This is a genomic window from Faecalicatena contorta, assembly GCF_022835095.1.
Lineage (GTDB): Bacteria > Bacillota > Clostridia > Lachnospirales > Lachnospiraceae > Faecalicatena > Faecalicatena contorta.
This window is the reverse complement of sequence record NZ_BQNQ01000001.1, coordinates 3,753,687-3,772,976: the sequence shown is the minus strand read 5'-3', so window position 1 is coordinate 3,772,976 and position 19,290 is coordinate 3,753,687. Positions and strand designations below refer to the sequence as shown.

At 46.5% G+C, this 19,290-nt stretch carries 13 protein-coding genes, 1 tRNA gene and 1 other annotated feature; of the genes, 11 read left to right on the top strand and 3 right to left on the bottom strand.

Annotated elements, in window-relative coordinates; translation table 11 throughout:
* Positions 1 to 3 precede the first annotated feature (3 nt).
* From MWG26_RS16935 to MWG26_RS16925, 3 genes are read left to right on the top strand one after another with little or no spacing between them, the layout of a single operon-like run.
* Positions 4 to 954 (top strand): ABC transporter permease, encoded by a 951-nt coding sequence (locus MWG26_RS16935; protein WP_025656538.1) that lies wholly within the window; start codon positions 4 to 6, stop codon positions 952 to 954.
* A 22-nt stretch (positions 955 to 976) separates the two neighbouring features.
* Complete coding sequence (locus MWG26_RS16930; protein ID WP_025656539.1) at positions 977 to 2,080, top strand: uroporphyrinogen decarboxylase family protein; 1,104 nt, start codon at positions 977 to 979, stop codon at positions 2,078 to 2,080.
* A 13-nt stretch (positions 2,081 to 2,093) separates the two neighbouring features.
* Complete coding sequence (locus MWG26_RS16925; RefSeq protein ID WP_173005721.1) at positions 2,094 to 2,441, top strand: L-rhamnose mutarotase; 348 nt, start codon at positions 2,094 to 2,096, stop codon at positions 2,439 to 2,441.
* Positions 2,442 to 3,142: 701 nt separating this feature from the next.
* Here the strand turns inward: MWG26_RS16925 and MWG26_RS16920 are convergent.
* Positions 3,143 to 3,988, bottom strand: a complete 846-nt coding sequence (locus tag MWG26_RS16920) for an AraC family transcriptional regulator (RefSeq protein WP_025656541.1) — start codon at positions 3,986 to 3,988, stop codon at positions 3,143 to 3,145.
* A 151-nt stretch (positions 3,989 to 4,139) separates the two neighbouring features.
* Here MWG26_RS16920 and MWG26_RS16915 point away from each other — a divergent pair, with 151 nt between their 5' ends.
* The 7 genes from MWG26_RS16915 (at position 4,140) to MWG26_RS16885 (ending at position 15,213) form a co-directional block, all read left to right on the top strand.
* The gene (locus MWG26_RS16915) at positions 4,140 to 5,627 is read left to right on the top strand and encodes a rhamnulokinase (protein ID WP_025656542.1); all 1,488 of its coding nucleotides are present in this window, start codon (positions 4,140 to 4,142) and stop codon (positions 5,625 to 5,627) included.
* A 188-nt stretch (positions 5,628 to 5,815) separates the two neighbouring features.
* Positions 5,816 to 7,621 (top strand): L-fucose isomerase, encoded by a 1,806-nt coding sequence (locus tag MWG26_RS16910; protein ID WP_025656543.1) that lies wholly within the window; start codon positions 5,816 to 5,818, stop codon positions 7,619 to 7,621.
* 281 nt (positions 7,622 to 7,902) lie between these two features.
* Entirely contained in the window at positions 7,903 to 8,343 is a 441-nt protein-coding gene (locus MWG26_RS16905; protein ID WP_025656544.1) for an RbsD/FucU family protein, read from the top strand.
* Positions 8,344 to 8,867: 524 nt separating this feature from the next.
* A complete protein-coding gene (locus MWG26_RS16900; protein WP_240285815.1) occupies positions 8,868 to 9,863 on the top strand; it encodes a LacI family DNA-binding transcriptional regulator in 996 nt (331 codons plus the stop codon).
* 852 nt (positions 9,864 to 10,715) lie between these two features.
* On the top strand, positions 10,716 to 12,587 hold the full coding sequence (locus tag MWG26_RS16895; protein ID WP_025656546.1) for a PTS sucrose transporter subunit IIABC: 1,872 nt from the start codon (positions 10,716 to 10,718) through the stop codon (positions 12,585 to 12,587).
* Positions 12,588 to 12,606: 19 nt separating this feature from the next.
* Positions 12,607 to 14,010 carry a glycoside hydrolase family 32 protein gene (locus MWG26_RS16890; RefSeq protein ID WP_025656547.1) on the top strand — a complete coding sequence of 468 codons (1,404 nt, stop codon included), beginning with the start codon at positions 12,607 to 12,609 and terminating at the stop codon, positions 14,008 to 14,010.
* A 348-nt stretch (positions 14,011 to 14,358) separates the two neighbouring features.
* Entirely contained in the window at positions 14,359 to 15,213 is an 855-nt protein-coding gene (locus MWG26_RS16885) for a glucosaminidase domain-containing protein (protein ID WP_330588103.1), read from the top strand.
* A 257-nt stretch (positions 15,214 to 15,470) separates the two neighbouring features.
* On the opposite strand, the gene MWG26_RS16880 is transcribed toward MWG26_RS16885, so the two are convergent.
* Together MWG26_RS16880 and MWG26_RS16875 are read right to left on the bottom strand one after the other, a co-directional pair.
* Positions 15,471 to 15,674 (bottom strand): cold-shock protein, encoded by a 204-nt coding sequence (locus MWG26_RS16880; RefSeq protein ID WP_025656549.1) that lies wholly within the window; start codon positions 15,672 to 15,674, stop codon positions 15,471 to 15,473.
* Positions 15,675 to 15,896: 222 nt separating this feature from the next.
* A tRNA-Ala gene (locus MWG26_RS16875) sits at positions 15,897 to 15,969 on the bottom strand.
* A 167-nt stretch (positions 15,970 to 16,136) separates the two neighbouring features.
* Positions 16,137 to 16,417: a binding site (T-box leader), on the top strand.
* A gap of 209 nt (positions 16,418 to 16,626) precedes the next feature.
* Here MWG26_RS16875 and MWG26_RS16870 point away from each other — a divergent pair.
* Complete coding sequence (locus MWG26_RS16870) at positions 16,627 to 19,275, top strand: valine--tRNA ligase (RefSeq protein WP_025656550.1); 2,649 nt, start codon at positions 16,627 to 16,629, stop codon at positions 19,273 to 19,275.
* Positions 19,276 to 19,290: the final 15 nt, after the last annotated feature.

Genomic DNA, 19,290 nt, shown 5'->3' with positions numbered 1-19,290 from the left:
GTGTTGAAACAGACGAAAGTTAAAAAGAAATTGACGACAGAGGTAGCCCTCTTAATTGTCCTGGTAATTATGCTTATTGTGTTCAGTATATTGTCCCCCTATTTCTTTTCTCTGTCCAACTTCATGAAGGTAGGTCTTTATACGGCCCAGATGGGAGTTATGGCAGGAGGGATGACGCTGGTTCTGCTCTCAGGCGGGATCGACGTATCCGTAGGGTCGGTGATGGCGCTGGTCGGAATCATAGCGGGCCTCATTATGCAGTCGGGAGGCAATACGTTCCTTGCAGTGGCAGCCGGGATTCTTGCGGGAGGTGTCTGCGGGCTGGCGAACGGGATGATTATCACAAAAGGACATGTGAATGCGTTTATAACGACATTGGGCACGATGACAATCATACGCGGTCTGGCACAGATATTTTCGGGAGGAAAGACAATCCTGATCCAGAATACTGCGTACAATGCAATTGGCAGAAAGTATATATTGGGAATTCTGCCGCTGCCCGTATTGATTATGATTGTGGTATTTATGCTGTTTTGGTTTATTCTGAAATATACAAAGTTCGGCCGTCAGGTCTATTCCATAGGTGGAAATGAAAAATCGGCATATCTGTCCGGAATTAAAGTAGTTCCTACCTACCTGTGGATCTATATTATCATGGGATTTTGTGCAGGTATATCAGGAATAATGCTGTCTGCACAGTCGGGCGCAGGAATTCCCAGCGCCGCGGCAGAGATCAACATGGAGACCATATCAGCCGTCATACTGGGGGGGACCAGCCTGTCGGGAGGAAAAGGCAAACTGATCGGAACCGTGATGGGAGTATTAATACTGGCCATATTATCAAATGGCCTGAACCTGCTCTCCGTGCCATCCTTCTACCAGGAGGTAATCAGAGGTGTTGTACTGATTATGGCAGTGATTTTTGACATGATGAAGGAACGGAAGAAAGACTAATAGAAGAAGGTGAGGAAAAAATATGAATTCAAGAGAAAGAGTAATGCGCGCATGGAAGCTGAAGGAAGGAATGCCGGACAGGATTCCGATACAATTTGATTTATGCAGGAGCCTTCAGGATCATTTTGCACAGGAGCTGGGGGTGGAGTCCAGGTATACGGACAACATATTTGAAGACGTGACCTATCGGATCAGCGGCAATGAAGTGCGGCTGGCCATGGGAAGCGACCTGGTGATTGTCGGAGCGAGTGAGGCCGCAGAGTTCACAAAAGTAATTGAAGCAGACGGAACCTGGTACAATGAATACCACCAAAAGTTGAAGCAGGGCCCTCTTTACGTAGAAACGGTAGAATTTCCCCTTGCGGAAGCCGAGACAAGAGAGGACATCGACGCATTTGAGTGGCCTGATCCACACGACCCAAGCAGATATATTGATGCGGAATACTATGTGAAGAGATATAAAGACGAGTATTTGGTGATCGGGGATATTGAGGTCACAATCCTGTCCCTGGCACAGCAGTTAGTCGGCATGGAGAAGCTTCTTGTGGATATGGCCATGGAAGAGGAATATGTGGAATACCTGTTTGGAAAATGTGCAGAGTTCCAGACCGAAATAGGAAAAGAACTGATACGCCGTGGAGTCGATGCTATCTGGGTGGGAGATGACTTTGGTTCCCAGACCAGTCTTCTGTTTTCCCCGGATATGTTCAGAAAGATGCTGAAACCATATTATGTGCAGATGATAAAAGAATTGAAAAAAGAGAGAGAAGATATCCTCTGCATACTTCACTGTGACGGTGCTGTAAAACTGCTTCTGCATGATATCAAGGAAATTGGATTCGATGTATTTAATCCGGTACAGCCCGGAGTACCGGGACATTCCCCGAAAGAGCTGAAAGATGAATTTGAAGATCTACTCTGCTTCTGGGGGGCAATTGACCAGCAGTATCTATTGCCAAACGGTACAGATGAAGAGGTTGAGGCAGATATCAAAGAAAAGTGTGAAGTGTTGGGACGAAACGGAGGTTATGTCATCTCGCCGGCCCATATTATACAGGTCGATGTCACGCCTGAGCGGGTGAAGTTTTTTATAGAAAAAGCAAAACAATATGGCAGATATGAATAAGGAGGAACAAAGTATGGAACGGCTGCTGATGGTTATAAAGGTGAAACCTGAGATGCGAAATGAATATATTGCAATCCACCAAAATCCATGGCCTGAAATGCTGGAGGCAATCAGGGCTGCAGGATTTATCAATGAACTGATCTGGTATTTTGAGGATCAGTCGATTATCTACTTTGAATGTGAGGACGGAGATTATGAGGCGGCAAATGAGAGGCTGAGGGCTACGGAAGTGTGTAAAAAGTGGGATCTGACGGTAGGGCCGTGGTTTGCAGCTGAGGGGGTAATGCCTGAGAAGATCTTTGAATTAAATCGGGATTTAGCAACGGGCTTTAGTCCCGGCGCGGATGGGGGCGCTCCATAAAGGGATAGCCGAAAACCTCCCGGAGAACATCCATGTCCTTTCAAAAACGCGGCCGCGGATCTAAGAAATTCTAGGCGGGAAACAGCCCTGAAAATGGAGCACCACTGACACATCACGAGAAATCCGATGATTTCTCGCGCTGGGTCAGCTGATTTTTGGATTCGGAATCCAAAAATCTCTCCATTTTCCGGGCTGTTTCCCACCAAGAATTTCTAAGGTCCGCTTTGAGCGTTTTTGAAAGGACATGGATGTTCTCCGGGAGGCTTTCAGCTATCCCTTCATGGAGCTGGCGCATCCAACCGGCAGGAAAAAGCTCGTTTCTAAGGAGATGCCTCAAGCGGGAGCAGCGTATGGTATTGAATTGGCGGGACTTCTATGTCCCCAGTAGGTGTACATAAGCGATGGGATACGGTTCCAGTATCAAAATAATTCAATACACATTTTGAAGATGAAAAGATACGCATAGCCAATCCACATCCGCTGCCCTGGTCCGGGATCCCACCCGGTTGGCGAGCTTTCCTGCCGATTGGATGAGCCAGCTTTATGACAGGGAGGCCGGGGAGGTGCAACGGCATATACAGCCCCAGCACCTCCCCGGCCTCCCTGTCATGAAGCGTCCCCGTCCGTCGACTAGGCTAAAGCTAGCCGACTAAACCGCAATTCATAGCCAGCCCACATCCGTGTCCCCCCATTCGACCCCATTAGCAGAGATACTTTTTCGGTGTAGTTCCCTTATATTTTTTAAAAGTTTTGATAAAGTAGCTCAGATCATTGAAGCCCGAATTATAAGCAACCTCGGTGATGGACTGATCGGTGGTAAGCAGCTGATAGCAGGCGCGTTCTATACGGTAGTAGTTGAGATAATCGACTGGCGTGCGGTGTGTCATCTCCTGGAAAAAGCGGCAGAAATATTTGGGCGACATATTGACACTGCTGGACATCTCCTCCAGAGTGAGCGGGGTATTGTAGGCCGATTCCATAAACTCCAGTGCCGTCTTGAGCTGAACGATACGCCGATGGTTTCTGGGAGGCTGCGCGGGCGTAGGGTTATAATATTTTTCAGAGAAAACAGAGCCTGTCAGCTGATAAAGGGCTCCCAGAACGATCAGCTGATAACCTTCTTTTTTGGAAGCCATTGCGTCGAACATGGACCAGACGATCTGGTGGATATCGTTACAGGAATCCGGATATACATAAGTAAGCTCCACCTCATGATCAATGATCTTTCTGATGAGTTTGCGGCAGGAATCGTTTTTATTCATCAGCATGTTCATGTCAAAAACAATACACTCATAGGTGCAATTCTGGGGAGTTCCAGCGTGCAGGGCGCCTGCCGGGACGATGATGGAAGAACCCGCGTGGACTGTGAATTCCTCTTCATCGATGGACAACAGGAAAGTGCCTTTTATTATACGCATAATTTCAAATTCCACATGCCAGTGGAGCGACATGATATATTGGGGATGCGCGGGGGTAATATGGTGGTATTCTACGGGAAAGTCGACAGTACCCCTCTGCCAGCTTTCACGGTAATTGATATACTGCATGATACTCCTTTATGTGAATATTGTTATATTTTTTACCATTATAGCACAAGTATCTTGTCATGGACAATGTTAAAATGTAGCTAATGACAGGTTCATGGTGACAGTTCAGACTTGTCGAAACTGTTACGGTTAATGATCTTTGAAAGGAGGAATGTGTGTGAGCAGTGAAAAGAAGCAGGTTCTTGCGTTTGACTTCGGGGCGTCCAGCGGACGTGCAATCCTTGGGACCCTGGAGGACGGGAAGATACATATGGAAGAAGTATACCGTTTTTCCAATGATCCCGTTATCATAGGCAAGACAATGTACTGGGACACATTGAGACAATTTTTCGAGATAAAACAGGGTATTATCAAAGCAAAACAAAAAGGCGGCTTTGACAGTATCGGAATTGATACGTGGGGGGTTGATTTTGGCCTTCTGGACGAGCATGGGGTACTGCTTGAGAGTGCTGTGCATTACAGAGATGACAGGACACTTGGCATGCAGGAGGAAGTGTTTAAGGCAATTCCAAAAGACGAACTTTATGATATGACAGGTAATCAGTTTGAAAACTTTAATACTGTATTCCAGCTCTATTCCTTAGTGGAAAAGAGGCCCTGGATTCTGGAAAGGGCAGACAAGCTGTTACTGACTCCGGATCTTTTTAACTACTTCCTGACCGGGGAGACAAAAGCGGAGTATACGATGGCTACAACTACACAGCTCATGGATGCAAGGAACAAGGCGTGGTCGGATAAGATTATGGATGCACTCCGTATTCCGAAGGATATTTTCCCGGAGATTGTGCCAAGCGGGACGGTCGTAGGGACTCTGAGCGGTGACATCTGCGAAGAGCTTGGAATCCAGCCGGCAAAGGTAATCGCGGTTGCCAGCCATGATACACAGAGCGCCGTGGTAGCTGTACCGACACAGGAAGAGGACTTCATGTTTATCAGCTGTGGAACCTGGAGCCTGTTTGGAACCGAACTGAAAGCTCCGGTTATCGGAGAAAAATCCCGTGCATGCAATGTAAGTAATGAGGGTGGTTACGGCGATACCACCACACTGCTGAAGAATATTATCGGACTGTGGCTTGCTCAGGAGAGCAGAAGACAGTGGATCCGCGAAGGCCAGGAATACTCCTTCGGGGAGCTGGAACAGATGGCCAGGGAAGCAGAGCCGTTCCAGAGCTTCATTGATCCCGATGCGCCGGAATTTGTTCCGGCCGGCAACATCCCGGAACGTATCCGTGAGTTCTGCCGTAAGACGGGACAGAAGGTGCCGGAGACAATCGGTGAGATCATGTGCTGCATTAACCAGAGCCTTGCGCTGAAATACAGATATGCTCTGGAGCAGATTGAATCATGTACAGGAAAGCACTATCCGACCATCCATATGATCGGCGGTGGGATCCAGAGCAAACTGCTCTGCCAGATGACTGCCGGGGCGAACGGCCGCAAGGTGATTGCGGGACCGGTAGAGGCTACGGCGCTTGGTAACATTGCCGTACAGTTTATGTCCCTTGGCGAGATCAAAGACGTGAATGAGGCAAGACAGATTATTGCAGATTCAGAAGAAACATATGAGTACATTCCGCAGGATGAAGAAAAGTGGAATGCGGCATATGAGAAATTTAAAACTTTAATTCAACAAGATTAAGAAGGATTTTCCCGCCTGTATAGGTGGAGCGATAAATCAATAAAAGCAAGATTAATGGCAGTGTCGGGCAGAGAGGACTCGGTATCCCACACTGACATGAGGTCAAGCTGTGCATCTGTACAAGATGTAGTCGTACTCTGTGAAATTACCGAGCATGGATTGAAACAAGAATAAGGAGGAAACAAATCATGGCAAAATCAAGACTTATCGGAGACTACCCAGTAATTGGTATCAGACCTACGATCGATGGAAGAAGAGGGGTTCTGAAGGTACGTGAATCTCTGGAAGAACAGACAATGAATATGGCGAAATCAGCAGCTAAACTGTTCACAGAGAATCTGAAGTATTCAAACGGCGAGCCGGTTAAGGTTGTAATCGCTGACACCACAATCGGACGTGTGGCAGAGGCTGCTGCATGTGCAGATAAATTCAAAAAAGAAGGCGTTGACATTACACTGACGGTAACACCTTGCTGGTGCTACGGTGCAGAGACAATGGATATGGATCCACAGACAATCAAGGCTGTATGGGGATTTAACGGAACAGAGAGACCAGGAGCTGTTTATCTTGCATCTGTACTGGCTACACATGCGCAGAAAGGTCTTCCGGCATTCGGAATCTATGGACATGATGTTCAGGAAGCTGATGATACTGAGATTCCATGCGATGTAAAAGAAAAATTACTGAGATTCGGACGCGCTTCCGTTGCTGCAGCAACCATGAGAGGCAAATCTTATCTTCAGATCGGTTCTATCTGTATGGGAATCGGCGGATCAATCATTGATCCGGCATTTATCGAGGAATACCTTGGCATGCGTGTTGAATCTGTGGATGAGGTGGAAATCATCCGCCGCATGACAGAGGGTATCTATGATGAAGCTGAATTCCAGAAAGCTCTTGCATGGACAAAGGAGAAATGCAAAGAAGGTTTTGATAAGAACCGTGAAGACCTCCAGAGAAACAGCGAGGAAAAGGAAGCTGATTGGGAATTCGTTGTAAAAATGATGTGCATCATCAAAGACCTGATGAACGGCAACGAAAATCTGCCGGAAGGAAGAGAAGAAGAGATGGTTGGACACAACGCTCTGGCAGCTGGATTCCAGGGACAGAGACAGTGGACAGACTTCTATCCGAACTGTGACTTCCCGGAAGCTATGCTGAATTCCTCCTTCGACTGGAACGGAGCAAGAGAACCATACATCCTTGCAACAGAAAACGACGTACTGAACGGACTTGGAATGCTGTTCAGCAAATTGCTTACAAACTCAGCACAGATTTTTGCAGATGTACGTACCTATTGGAGCCCTGAGGCTGTTAAGAGAGCTACGGACGGATATGAACTGGAAGGACATGCAAAAGAAGCAGGCGGATTTATCCATCTGATTAACTCAGGTGCAGCATGCCTGGATGCGAACGGACAGTCTAAAGACGCTGATGGAAACGGATGTATGAAGCCATGGTATGATGTAACAGAGGAAGACCAGGAAGCAATGCTCAATGCAACGACCTGGAACTATGCTGACTTCGGATACTTCAGAGGCGGCGGATTCTCATCCAGATTCGTAACAGAAGCAGAGATGCCTGTAACCATGATCCGTCTGAACCTTGTGAAGAATTTAGGGCCAATGCTTCAGATCGCTGAGGGATGGACAGTAAAACTTCCGGATGAAGTAACAGACGTGCTGTGGAAGAGAACAGACTATACATGGCCATGTACATGGTTTGCACCAAGAGTAACAGGAGAAGGCGCATTCACATCCGCATACGATGTAATGAACAACTGGGGAGCTAACCACGGCGCAATCAGCTATGGACACATTGGTGCTGACCTGATCACACTCTGCTCAATCCTGAGAATTCCGGTAGCAATGCACAACGTTCCTGAAGAGAAGATCTTCAGACCTGCATCATGGAATGCATTCGGACAGGACAAAGAGGGCCAGGATTTCAGAGCATGCCAGGCTTATGGACCAATGTACAAGTCCATTCGATAATTGCCGCCAAGTGATTATAACCAAATATATTTTGCGGAAATACCGCGATAGTTCAGAATTGTCTGTACTATTGTGAAACACCGAAAACCAATACCTAACTAACCAAACAAAGAGTGCCTGTGCCAACCAGGTGCTCTTTGTATTGGCATTTATGGGCGCATATGCCTGCGTATTTCATGATATAAGTTTCAGTGCTGACAGTACCTGCTGTCTGCACCGAATCATACGAAATGTAATACCAGGAGGCACCGGCCCGACTAAGACTCAGGAGGACATGAACAATGTTAAAAGGAATTCCACAGATTTTATCACCAGAATTATTAAAAGTATTATGTGAAATGGGACACAGCGACAGACTGGTTATCTCTGACGGTAACTTTCCGGCAGAATCCATGGGAAAGGACGCAATCGTGATCCGCTGTGACGGACACGGGGTTCCGGAGATCCTGGATGCTATCCTTCAGGTATTCCCTCTGGATACATATGTAGAAAAGCCGGTAAACCTGATGCAGGTTATGGATGGTGACGATGTAGAGACACCGATCTGGGATACATATAAAGAAATCATTGCAAAACATGATGAAAGAGGCGGGGACGCAGTGGGGAATATTGAGCGTTTCGCATTTTATGATGAGGCAAAGACAGCTTATGCAATCATCGCTACAAGTGAGAAGGCGCTTTATGCGAATATTATGCTTCAAAAAGGGGTCGTTGTGGAGTAAAGCTGTTGGACCTGGTATGGGGACGCCGCAGGAACCGGACATAGAGGCCGCCGGAAACGGGTTACGGCTGTAAGCCGGAGTAAAGCAAAAAAGAAGGAAAGCAGGGGCAGCCTGCCCACATCACGTGAGGTCTTGATGACTTCACGCGCTGGGGGCAGGAAAAATTGTAATTTGGTTATTACAATTTTTACCCCTGCTTTCCTTCTTTTTTCCTTAACTCCGGCTAACAGCCGTGCTGACCCTTCCGGCGGCCTCTATGTCCGGTTCCTGCGGCTGGCGCTATAGGGCGGGAGACGCAATACTCTGGGAAGACTTTGGAGAGAGGCGGATGGGATTGGGGGCGGGGATAGGAAATGAAATTGCCAATACACTGAATTGCTTAAATACATAATTGCTAAAATCCAGCTTGAATTGCCCTAAGTAGGATGCTACAATTATTCTATGGGTATAGCTGCTTCCTTTTGAGGAAGCGAGGACTGCATAATTTTATGAGTATAAATTGCTCCGTTTCAGGGGGGCATGGATTGAGAGGAACGACAATGACGATTACAGAAATCGCGAAGATGGCAGGGGTCTCGGTATCTGCTGTTTCGAGATATTTGAATGATGGATATATCAGCGAGGAGAAGAGGCGGAAGATTAAGGCTGTCATTGATAAAACCGGCTACAGACCGTCCAAGCAGGCGCAGATTCTCAGGACAAAGAGGTCAAAGGTGATTGGGGTGATACTGCCTAAGATCAGTTCGGAATCTATAGCAAGGGTGGCTGACGGTATCAGTTCTGTTCTTTCGGAAAAAGGTTATCAGATGCTGCTGGCCAGTACAGAGAATAATCCCAAAAAGGAAATTGAATATCTCAATCTGTTGAAGAATAACCCGGTCGACGGAATCTTGTTTTCGGCTTCTGTTTATGACCGGGCGCATCAGGAAGCATTGAAGAAACTGGGGATCCCAATTGTTATTATCAGTCAGAGGTTTGACGATTGCGCCTGTGTCTATCATGACGATTACGGCGCTGCCAGAGCGATGACAGAGCTGCTTTTGGAGAGCGGGAAAAAGAAGGTTGCACATATAGCTGTGTCACAGAAGGATGAGGCCGCGGGGAAGAGCCGGACCGAAGGTTATAAAGACGCAATGAAAGAGTATGGACTGGAAGTACCGGAAAAGATGATAATAACGGCAGGCTTCAACATGGAGGCGGGTTATGAAAGTATGAAAAGACTGGTGAACAGATGCCCGGAACTGGATGCTGTATTTTGTGCCACAGATACACTGGCAGTAGGAGCTGTAACATGTCTCAAGGATATGGGCAGAAAGATACCTGAGGAAACAGCTGTGGCGGGGATCGGGCATAATCGCTTGTCCAGGGTGGTGACACCCAGAATAACAACAGCTCATCTGTTCTATAGAACCAGCGGAATAGAGGCCGCAAATATGCTGCTTGAGCTGATCGAGAATGAAGCGAACATATACAGGCAGACAAAGCTCGGGTATGAGGTGGTTAAGGCAGAGAGTGTATAAGAGTGAGAGAAGAATTCTGGAGTAAGGAGCTGGAGTGGAAAGTGTTTATGGCTGTGCTGGTTGTCCATTCCTAAGTGCAGTTAAATAATAAATGACCGGATTGTATGGTAAAAGAAGGATTCGCTGTGTTGTCCGACGGCAACGCAGCACATCCTTTCATGACATTTGATATTGTGAATCAAAAGTCATCCATAAACTCCGGTCATTTTTGTGTCAATGCGCAATTTTTTAAGAACGGGCGCTCATTATGTGTTTTTACATAATTGTGGTATTTTCAGGGAATAATGTTTATCTTGAAAGCAGATAAGACACCTACCCTATAAGTGTAAATAAGTAACAAGTTCGTCTTAATGGGAGACAAATCTGTTACTGTTCAGACCGTGCCGTGCACAGTAACACAAATCTTTTTCCGGGATAAAGCTGGCAGCGGATGACAGAGGCTCGCAGAGGTATAATGTCAGGAGGAACATGACGCACCTCGCCGCAAGTACGCCAAGGCGTACTAGTATAAGAAAATCTAAATACCTTACTGTTTCGCCGGCCTGATTTTCCGATAGCACAGACGCAAAAGCCTCAGTGTATCCCCGCTACGCCTGCGTTTTTCGTCTGCACTTTCGGAAAATCATTCTCACCGAACCAGCAAGGCATTTAAATTGTCTTATACTAGAATTGTGAAATATAGACAAAAAATGGCATGCATTTTTGTTCTATCTACCTATTTACAGATCTTGAAAAGGTGATAAAATATATATTAAATATGAAAACGATATCATATTAAAAATCACATAAAATATGAGGATTAACGTGATATCAAACAAAAAAAGTGATAACGATATCATGAAGGAGGGCGTTATGGATTATCATGCGATAGCGGAACAGATACTGAAGTATACCGGGGAAAAAGAAAACCTGATCTCTGCTGCACACTGTGCAACCAGGCTTCGGCTTGTGATTGCGGATAATGATAAGTGTGACAGTGCGGCTGTTGAGAATGTGGATGCTGTAAAGGGGGTATTCTTCGCATCAGGGCAGATGCAGATTATCCTGGGGACAGGAACTGTTAATAAGGTCTATGATGAATTTATTAAGATTGCGGGAATCAGCGAGGCCAGCAAAGACGATGTGAAAAGAGAAGCTGCAAAGAGGCAGAATCCATTTAAACGGCTGATTAAGACGATCGGTGATATTTTTGTACCGATTATCCCGGCTATCGTGGCAAGCGGATTTCTGATGGGAATCATGGAAGCCCTGAACTTTATGGTAAATAACGGGTACGTGAATATTAATACGGATGGCTCAATTTATCAGTTTGCGGTGCTGTTTAGCAATGTTGCATATGTTTTCCTGCCTATTCTAATTGCGTTTAGCGCGGCAAAGGTGTTTGGGGCCAATCCATTTCTGGGTGCGGTGATCGGTATGATCATGATCCATCCCGATCTGCAGAATGCGTGGACGGTTGCAACAGAAGGTGTACAGAAAACGCAGGAGGTGTTCTTTGGACTATGGCGGATAGATATGGTGGGATATCAGGGGCATGTCATTCCAGTTATTATAGCTGTTTTTGTTCTCAGCATAATAGAAAAGAGACTTCATAAGATCGTTCCACCGATGTTTGATTTATTTGTAACACCTCTTGTCAGCGTCTTTGTGACGGGCTATCTGACACTGGCGGCGATCGGCCCGGTCTTTGTATTTGTTGAAAATGGGCTGCTGAATGGGATTCAGAGTCTTCTGACCCTTCCCTTTGGAATCGGAAGCTTTATCATGGGCGGGGCATACGCGACAACGGTAGTATCGGGAATACATCATATGTACACGGTGATTGATATCGGCCAGCTGGCACAGTACGGGCTAACATTCTGGCTGCCTTTGGCATCAGCCGCAAACGTGGCACAGGGCGGGGCTGCATTTGCAGTAGCATTAAAGAGTAAAAATAAGAAAATGAAATCTGTGGCACTGCCTTCGGCACTGAGCGCCTGTATGGGAATCACGGAACCGGCGATTTTTGGTGTAAACCTACGCCTCGGAAAGCCATTTATCGCGGCATCTATTGGTGGTGCGTGCGGGGCTTTGTATGCGTCCCTTGTCCATTTGGGGGCAACAGGTACAGGCGTGACAGGAATCTTTGGAATCCTTCTGCATCTGCACAGTCCGCTGCACTATGTCATAGCGATGGCAATTGCATTTGGTGTTGCATTTGTATTGACAGGAGTTCTGGGCTTCAAAGAGGAAACGGCGTCTGTAACAAGCGGTCAAGTGGAAGCTGTTATTAAAGAAGAGCAGGAAACGGAAGACGGAAATAACGGGGAATTGATATTGGTCAGCCCTTTAAAAGGCCGGGTTATCCCTCTTTCTGAGGTGCCTGATGAGACATTTGCGTCCGGCGTGCTTGGGGACGGTGTCGGTATACAGCCGGCAGAAGGTAAAGTATATGCGCCGTTTGACTGTACCGTGGCGGCAGTGTTTGACACGAAGCATGCGATCGGATTGGAAACACCGGATGGAGTGGAACTGCTTATCCATATTGGTATGGATACTGTTAAGCTGAACGGGGAACCATTTACGGTATATGTGGAGGCTGGAGAGACGGTAAAGGCCGGCGGACTCCTTGCGGCATTTGATATGGATAAGATCAAAGCTGCAGGACTTGATACGGTAACACCGGTTATCGTTACAAATCCAGGGAAGTATAAGAGCATCAAAATCACCGGCAGACAATCATAAATGACAAAGGGGGATGTATATGTTAGAAATGAATTGGAGCGACAAATGGCGGCTGGGGCTGCACCTGATGCCGCCCACGGGCTGGCTCAATGATCCTAACGGGCTGTGTCAGTTTCAGGGAGTATATCATGTGTTTTTTCAGTATTCTCCGGATAATCCGGAGGGGGGGAGCAAGTGCTGGGGGCATTATACCAGCACGGACCTTCTGGAGTGGCAGTATGCAGGGATTGCACTGTCACCGGAGGCCGAATTCGATCGTAATGGTGTCTATTCGGGTTCTGCCCTTGCTTCGGAAGGAGTAATGCATCTATTTTACACAGGTAATGTAAAGCTTGAGGGGGACTATAACTATATTACGGATGGGCGGCAGAGCAATACGGTTCTCTCCAGCAGTGAGGACGGCCTTAACTTTGACGGAAAGAAATGCCTGATGACAAATGACGACTATCCGGATCATCTGACCTGCCATATACGGGATCCGAAAGTTGTAACGGGAAAAAGCATTGGAATAGAGGATGACAACTATTATATGTTTCTGGGAGCAAGGACCAAGGATGACAGGGGAGAGGTTCTTGTGTATAAAAGCCCTGATCTGGAAAGCTGGGAGCATACGAATATACTGACAGGAGAAAAAAGATTCGGATACATGTGGGAGTGTCCTGATGCATTTATGCTGGGGGAGAAAAAGATACTGAGTGTTTCTCCCCAGGGGGTAGAAACGAGAGGAATTGACTATCAGAATGTCTATCAGTCCGGATATTTTGAACTGGATGGAAGCTTTGACGGAGAGTATCGGTTGAAGAACTTCCGGGAATGGGACAGAGGTTTTGATTTTTATGCCCCGCAGACATTTCTGGATGAACAGGGCAGGCGGCTCCTGATCGGATGGATCGGTATGCCGGATGACCAGGAACAGTGCAACCCGACAGTAAACGACGGTTGGCAGAATGCACTTACTGTTCCCAGAGAGGTGTTTCTGAAGGATGAAAAGGTGATGCAGTATCCGGCAGAGGAACTGCTGTCACTTCGGAAAGAGGAGCAGATTCTGGAGCCTGGCAAGACCTCAGACAAGATGCAGTATTATGATATAGAAATTACAATGCTTGAAGACACGGACCTGACCCTTGTAATTAGTGATGGAATTACTTTATGCTATAGCAGAAGTGACAAAATGTTTACCATTACTTTTCTTCAGGAACAGAATCTGGGGTATGGAAGAAAAAGCAGGGCCGTGTATCTGGATGAGTGCCGGTCTGTCCGGATCCTGGCGGATACAACCTGTCTGGAGGTATATTTAAATGGGGGAGAAGAAGTATTTACCACAAGATTTTATACGGAAGATGGTATGAGCAGTTTCCGGGCAGAAAAGGGAGACATGGAGATAAAATATTGGGTGATGGAACCAATGAAGGTTAAATTGTGAAGGCGGTACAGCGAGTGATGAGACGCTGGCCAGAAGACGGCTATGGTGCATGGACGTCTTCTGGCCAGTTGTTTTCTCACGGAAGCAGATAAGACTCCCGCCTTGATAAGTGTTGATAGATATATGTAACAGTTCAGGCATGCCTGAACTGTTCCGCATCCAGAACATTTAAATTCGCCTGCGGCGGTATGTCTGCAGCCACCATGTTTTCTTGCGGTCTTCGCATAAATGTGCAGATCTGTCTGAACGGTTACAGGTATATTCATATAATTGTTTTTGCATATTGCATTTTACTGTGCATATATTGTAAAGTATAAGCAACACAGTTTTGGGACAAGGGTGATGATAATGGATTGGAAAGGCTTGAATAAGAATAAGATAAAAATCTGGCTTGAAGCAGGATTGGCGCTTTTGCTTGTTATTGTGATTGGGGTAGCCGGGCACAATGGGGCATTTACTAAGAAAGAGGCAAAGGCAGGGCAGGAAAAGAGTACGAAGGAAGAAACGCTGAATAAGGCAGTGAAGGAAAATGAGGCGGCTAAGTCCGGGAAGAATGGCGGCGCCTCAGAGGCAGACGAAAAAAAGGATACGAACAAAACAGCGCAGGATCAGCCCGAGCAGAATAAGGAAGAAAGCAAGGAGACGGAGGAGGTTATTGCCGAGGGGCAGTATCCAATTATGGGAAAGAGTACGGTTACCGTGGAGCAGATGGTAGAATATTTTAAATCCAGCCAGGAAAAGTATCCGGCGGAGGAGTTGAGTAAGGGCGGCGCAGACAGCATAGAGACATTCTGCCAGATGTATTACGATGAGGCGGTCGCTGAAGGAATCAGGCCGGAGGTGCCTTTTGTGCAGACCATGAAAGAAACCGGGTGGCTGCAGTATGGAGGGGATGCGTCCATTGAACAGTTTAATTTTGCAGGGCTGGGTACTACCGGAGGCGGTGTTGCAGGAAATTCTTATCCCGATGTACGGACCGGAATACGTGCGCAGATCCAGCACCTGAAAGCTTATGCCACCGCAGATGCCCTGACTCAGGAGTGCGTAGATGAACGTTATGAATATGTGACTAAGGGATCAGCGCCTTATGTGGAATGGCTGGGGCAGCAGGAGAACCCGGAAGGGTATGGCTGGGCCACGGCAGATAACTATGGCTATTCCATTGTGGATATGATTTCTAAATTGAAACAGCTGGGAGAGTAATCTCCCCGGCAATTGACTTTTTGGAATCCGATACGTTGTTCTGAAGTTATATTACCGTGCTGCCATTCAGGGCCCTGCATACGTGATCCCCTTTGCGTATGTTAATGATCCTGAATCGGATCAATCAACAAAAAATGCCAGGAAAGCGAGGTGCGGTCAGCAACTCAGCTCTCCTGGCATTTTAGCCGGAAATTATAATTCCGTGTAACAGTTCAGGCAGGCCTGATCTGTAATGCGTCCGTTCGGTTAAACCTGGGTTATGCAACACAGACATTGACAGCCTGAAGGCCGCGATTGCCCTGAGCAATGTCAAATGTAACGTTCTGTCCGTCTTCTAAAGACTTAAAGCCGTCCATAGCCAGCCCTGAGAAATGTACGAATACGTCCTCTCCGTTTTCGTTGTTTGTGATAAATCCAAATCCTTTTTGTGCGTTAAACCATTTTACTGTACCGTTATTCATAGTAGGTACCTCCTAATTTTTTTATGCATTTTCTATAAAACTAAAAAAGCATATATACGTAATCATCAATAAAAAAATGACTACCGAATATATGCGAAATCAAGACTTTATTTAAAATACTTTTTGTATCATAACATTAAAAATCTCAAAAGTCAAGCGAAAAGTTTTATATTTTCTGTGTTTAATGAATATTAAGAATTATAGAAGTTATGCCTTATGATATGGAGTATACGGGATTCGAACCCGTGGCCTCAACAATGCGAATGTTGCGCGCTCCCAACTGCGCTAATACCCCATATGAGAATTATAGCACTTTCTGAAGAAATGGCAATACAGAATTCTTAATATTCTTTAAACAACCTTGACAAATCAACGTCCGAAAGATATGATAGTTTGTAGTTAATATAAAGTTAACATTTTATTAATATCTTATCGGCCGTAACAGACGTCCGGTAGCAATATACAAAGGTGTTGAAGAAGAGGAGTACATGATCGCTTCTGGCAGAGAGAATCATCCGTTGGCTGTAAGGTGGTTTCAGGTGAGGATCGTGGAAGGTAGCTTCTGAACCGGATATCTGAACAAGAGCACATTCAGTAGGGTATCCCGGAGTTGTCCGCGTTACAGGACTTTAGAGATGTCCTTATACTGTTTTGCCAGTGACAGACTGCAGGCAGAAGAAGCAGGTCCGCAGAACAAAAAGGACATAAAATTAAGGTGGTACCGCGTATATAACGCCCTTTACTATAAGTAAAGGGCGTTTTAAATTCAAAAAACTGTGAAAAATCCGTGAAAAAGCGGGTTGCTACTCACGGGGCCGTGCACCACGCTGCATGGCATCCGAGCCACTAAAGTGATGGGGCGGACACCTGATCAGAGAAAGCTGTACATAAGACTTTTGGCTGGTACAGAGATAAGAGTACGATATTTATGAGGGAGAACAAGGAGGAAACTATGAGCAAGGAATTGGCAAAGACTTATAATCCGAAAGAAATTGAAGACAAGACTTACGAAAAATGGTGCGAAAACAAGTATTTTCATGCTGAAATTGACAGGAGCAGAAAGCCGTTTACTACGGTGATGCCGCCTCCGAATATTACCGGAAAACTCCACATGGGACACGCACTGGATAATACGCTGCAGGATATCCTGATCCGCTATAAAAGGATGGAGGGCTACAATGCCTTGTGGATTCCGGGAACAGACCATGCGGCGATCTCTACGGAAGTCAAGGTAACGAATCAGCTGAAAGAAGAGGGAATCGACAAGAAAGAGCTGGGAAGGGAAGGCTTTCTTGAGAGAACCTGGCAGTGGAAGGAAGAGTATGCCGGAACGATCGAAAACCAGCTGAAAAAGCTGGGGATTTCCTGTGACTGGGACAGAGAGCGTTTCACCATGGATGAAGGTTGTTCCAGGGCTGTTGAGGACGTCTTTATCAAGCTGTATGAAAAGGGATATATCTATAAAGGATCCAGGATCATCAACTGGTGTCCGGTATGCAAGACTTCTCTGTCTGATGCGGAAGTAGAGCATGAGGAGCAGGACGGTTTCTTCTGGCATATCAAGTATCCCATTGCAGGAACGGACAGATTTCTGGAGATCGCGACGACACGCCCTGAGACTATGCTTGGAGATACTGCGATTGCGGTACATCCGGATGATGAGCGGTACAGCGATATTGTCGGAAAGACGGCAGTGCTTCCGCTTGTAAACCGGGAGATACCAATAGTGGCCGACTACTACGTTGACAAGGAATTTGGTACCGGTGCGGTAAAGATTACACCGGCTCATGACCCGAATGACTTTGAGGTAGGGAAGCGTCATAATCTGGAAGAAATTAATATCATGAATGATGATGCCACGATCAATGAAAAAGGCGGAAAATACGCGGGGATGGAGCGCTATGAGGCGAGAAAGGCCATCGTTGCTGATCTGGAAGCACAGGGGTATCTTGTAAAGATTGAGCCTCACTCCCATAATGTAGGAACCCATGACAGATGCAGTACAACGGTAGAACCGCTGATCAAACAGCAGTGGTTCGTTAAGATGGAAGAACTGGCAAAACCGGCGATCAATGCCTTGAAGACGGGCGAGCTGAAGTTTGTACCGGAACGTTTTGATAAGATCTACCTGCATTGGCTTGAGAACATCAAGGACTGGTGTATCTCCAGACAGATATGGTGGGGCCATAGAATTCCGGCTTATTACTGTGATCAATGCGGAGAGTTCGTTGTTGCAAAAGAAGTTCCGCAGACCTGTCCGCATTGCGGCTGCAGCCATTTTACGCAGGATGAAGATACCCTGGATACATGGTTCAGTTCAGCGCTGTGGCCGTTCTCCACACTGGGGTGGCCCGAGAAGACAGAGGATCTGGACTACTTTTATCCGACAGACGTACTGGTAACAGGATACGACATCATATTCTTCTGGGTAATACGTATGGTATTTTCCGGATTCGAGCATACAGGCCGGTCCCCCTTCCATACAGTGCTGATCCACGGTCTTGTGAGAGATTCTCAGGGGCGTAAGATGAGTAAATCACTGGGCAATGGGATTGACCCGCTGGAGATCATCGACCAGTACGGCGCGGACGCACTCCGCCTGACACTGGTAACCGGTAATGCGCCTGGGAATGACATGAGATTTTATAATGAAAGAGTGGAGGCAAGCAGAAACTTTGCCAATAAGGTATGGAACGCTTCCCGCTTTATTCTGATGAACATTGAAAATGAAACGCTGACACAGCCGAAGACTGCGGAATTGGCAGAGGAGGACAAATGGATCTTGTCCAAAGTCAACACCCTGGCAAAAGATGTGACAGAAAATATGGATAAATTCGAGCTTGGAATTGCCGTACAGAAAGTTTATGATTTTGTATGGGATGAATTCTGTGACTGGTATATCGAGATGGCAAAATTCCGCATTTACCACAAGGAGGAGAATCCGCAGGCTGCCAATTGTGCACTGTGGACGTTAAAGACCGTTCTCGGGCAGGCACTTAAGATGCTGCATCCTTTTATGCCGTTCGTGACGGAGGAGATCTATAAAGCACTTGTGCCGGAAGAGGAATCTCTGATGATGTCTGACTGGCCTGTTTATAAGGAAGAGTGGAGTTTTGATGCATCCGAGAATGTTCTGGACCATATGAAAGAGGTAATCCGGGGAATCCGCAATATCCGTGCGGAGATGAACGTGGAGAACAGCCGAAAAACAAAGGTCTTTATCGTAAGCGGGGATAAAGCACTGTGCGATGGTTTCACCGCTTTGTCCGATTCTGTAAAGCCACTGATGAATGCCGCAGAGATCCATATCAGTGCAAAAAAGCAGGGTGTTGGGGAAGATGCAGTATCCATTGTAGTACCCGGCGCATCTGTTTATCTTCCATTGGAAGATCTGGTTGATTTTGAACAGGAGATGGAGCGCCTGATGAAGGAAGAACAGAAACTGACAAAAGAGATCGCGAGAGCCAAAGGGATGCTGTCAAACGAAAAGTTTATCAGCAAAGCTCCGGAGGCAAAGGTTCAGGAAGAGCGTGAAAAGTTGGAGAAATACACGCAGATGTTAAAACAGGTACAGGAGAGAATGGAAGGCTTGAAGAAATAGTAAGAGAGGTCATAA

Excerpts from the sequence above, each read along its gene's own strand:
- MWG26_RS16930 (WP_025656539.1), top strand. The coding sequence starts at position 977 with ATGAATTCAAGAGAAAGAGTAATGCGCGCATGGAAGCTGAAGGAAGGA.
- MWG26_RS16925 (WP_173005721.1), top strand. The coding sequence starts at position 2,094 with ATGGAACGGCTGCTGATGGTTATAAAGGTGAAACCTGAGATGCGAAAT.
- MWG26_RS16920 (WP_025656541.1), bottom strand. The coding sequence starts at position 3,988 with ATGCAGTATATCAATTACCGTGAAAGCTGGCAGAGGGGTACTGTCGAC.
- MWG26_RS16915 (WP_025656542.1), top strand. The coding sequence starts at position 4,140 with ATGTGTGTGAGCAGTGAAAAGAAGCAGGTTCTTGCGTTTGACTTCGGG.
- MWG26_RS16910 (WP_025656543.1), top strand. The coding sequence starts at position 5,816 with ATGGCAAAATCAAGACTTATCGGAGACTACCCAGTAATTGGTATCAGA.
- MWG26_RS16905 (WP_025656544.1), top strand. The coding sequence starts at position 7,903 with ATGTTAAAAGGAATTCCACAGATTTTATCACCAGAATTATTAAAAGTA.
- MWG26_RS16895 (WP_025656546.1), top strand. The coding sequence starts at position 10,716 with ATGGATTATCATGCGATAGCGGAACAGATACTGAAGTATACCGGGGAA.
- MWG26_RS16890 (WP_025656547.1), top strand. The coding sequence starts at position 12,607 with ATGTTAGAAATGAATTGGAGCGACAAATGGCGGCTGGGGCTGCACCTG.
- MWG26_RS16885 (WP_330588103.1), top strand. The coding sequence starts at position 14,359 with ATGGATTGGAAAGGCTTGAATAAGAATAAGATAAAAATCTGGCTTGAA.
- MWG26_RS16880 (WP_025656549.1), bottom strand. The coding sequence starts at position 15,674 with ATGAATAACGGTACAGTAAAATGGTTTAACGCACAAAAAGGATTTGGA.
- MWG26_RS16870 (WP_025656550.1), top strand. The coding sequence starts at position 16,627 with ATGAGCAAGGAATTGGCAAAGACTTATAATCCGAAAGAAATTGAAGAC.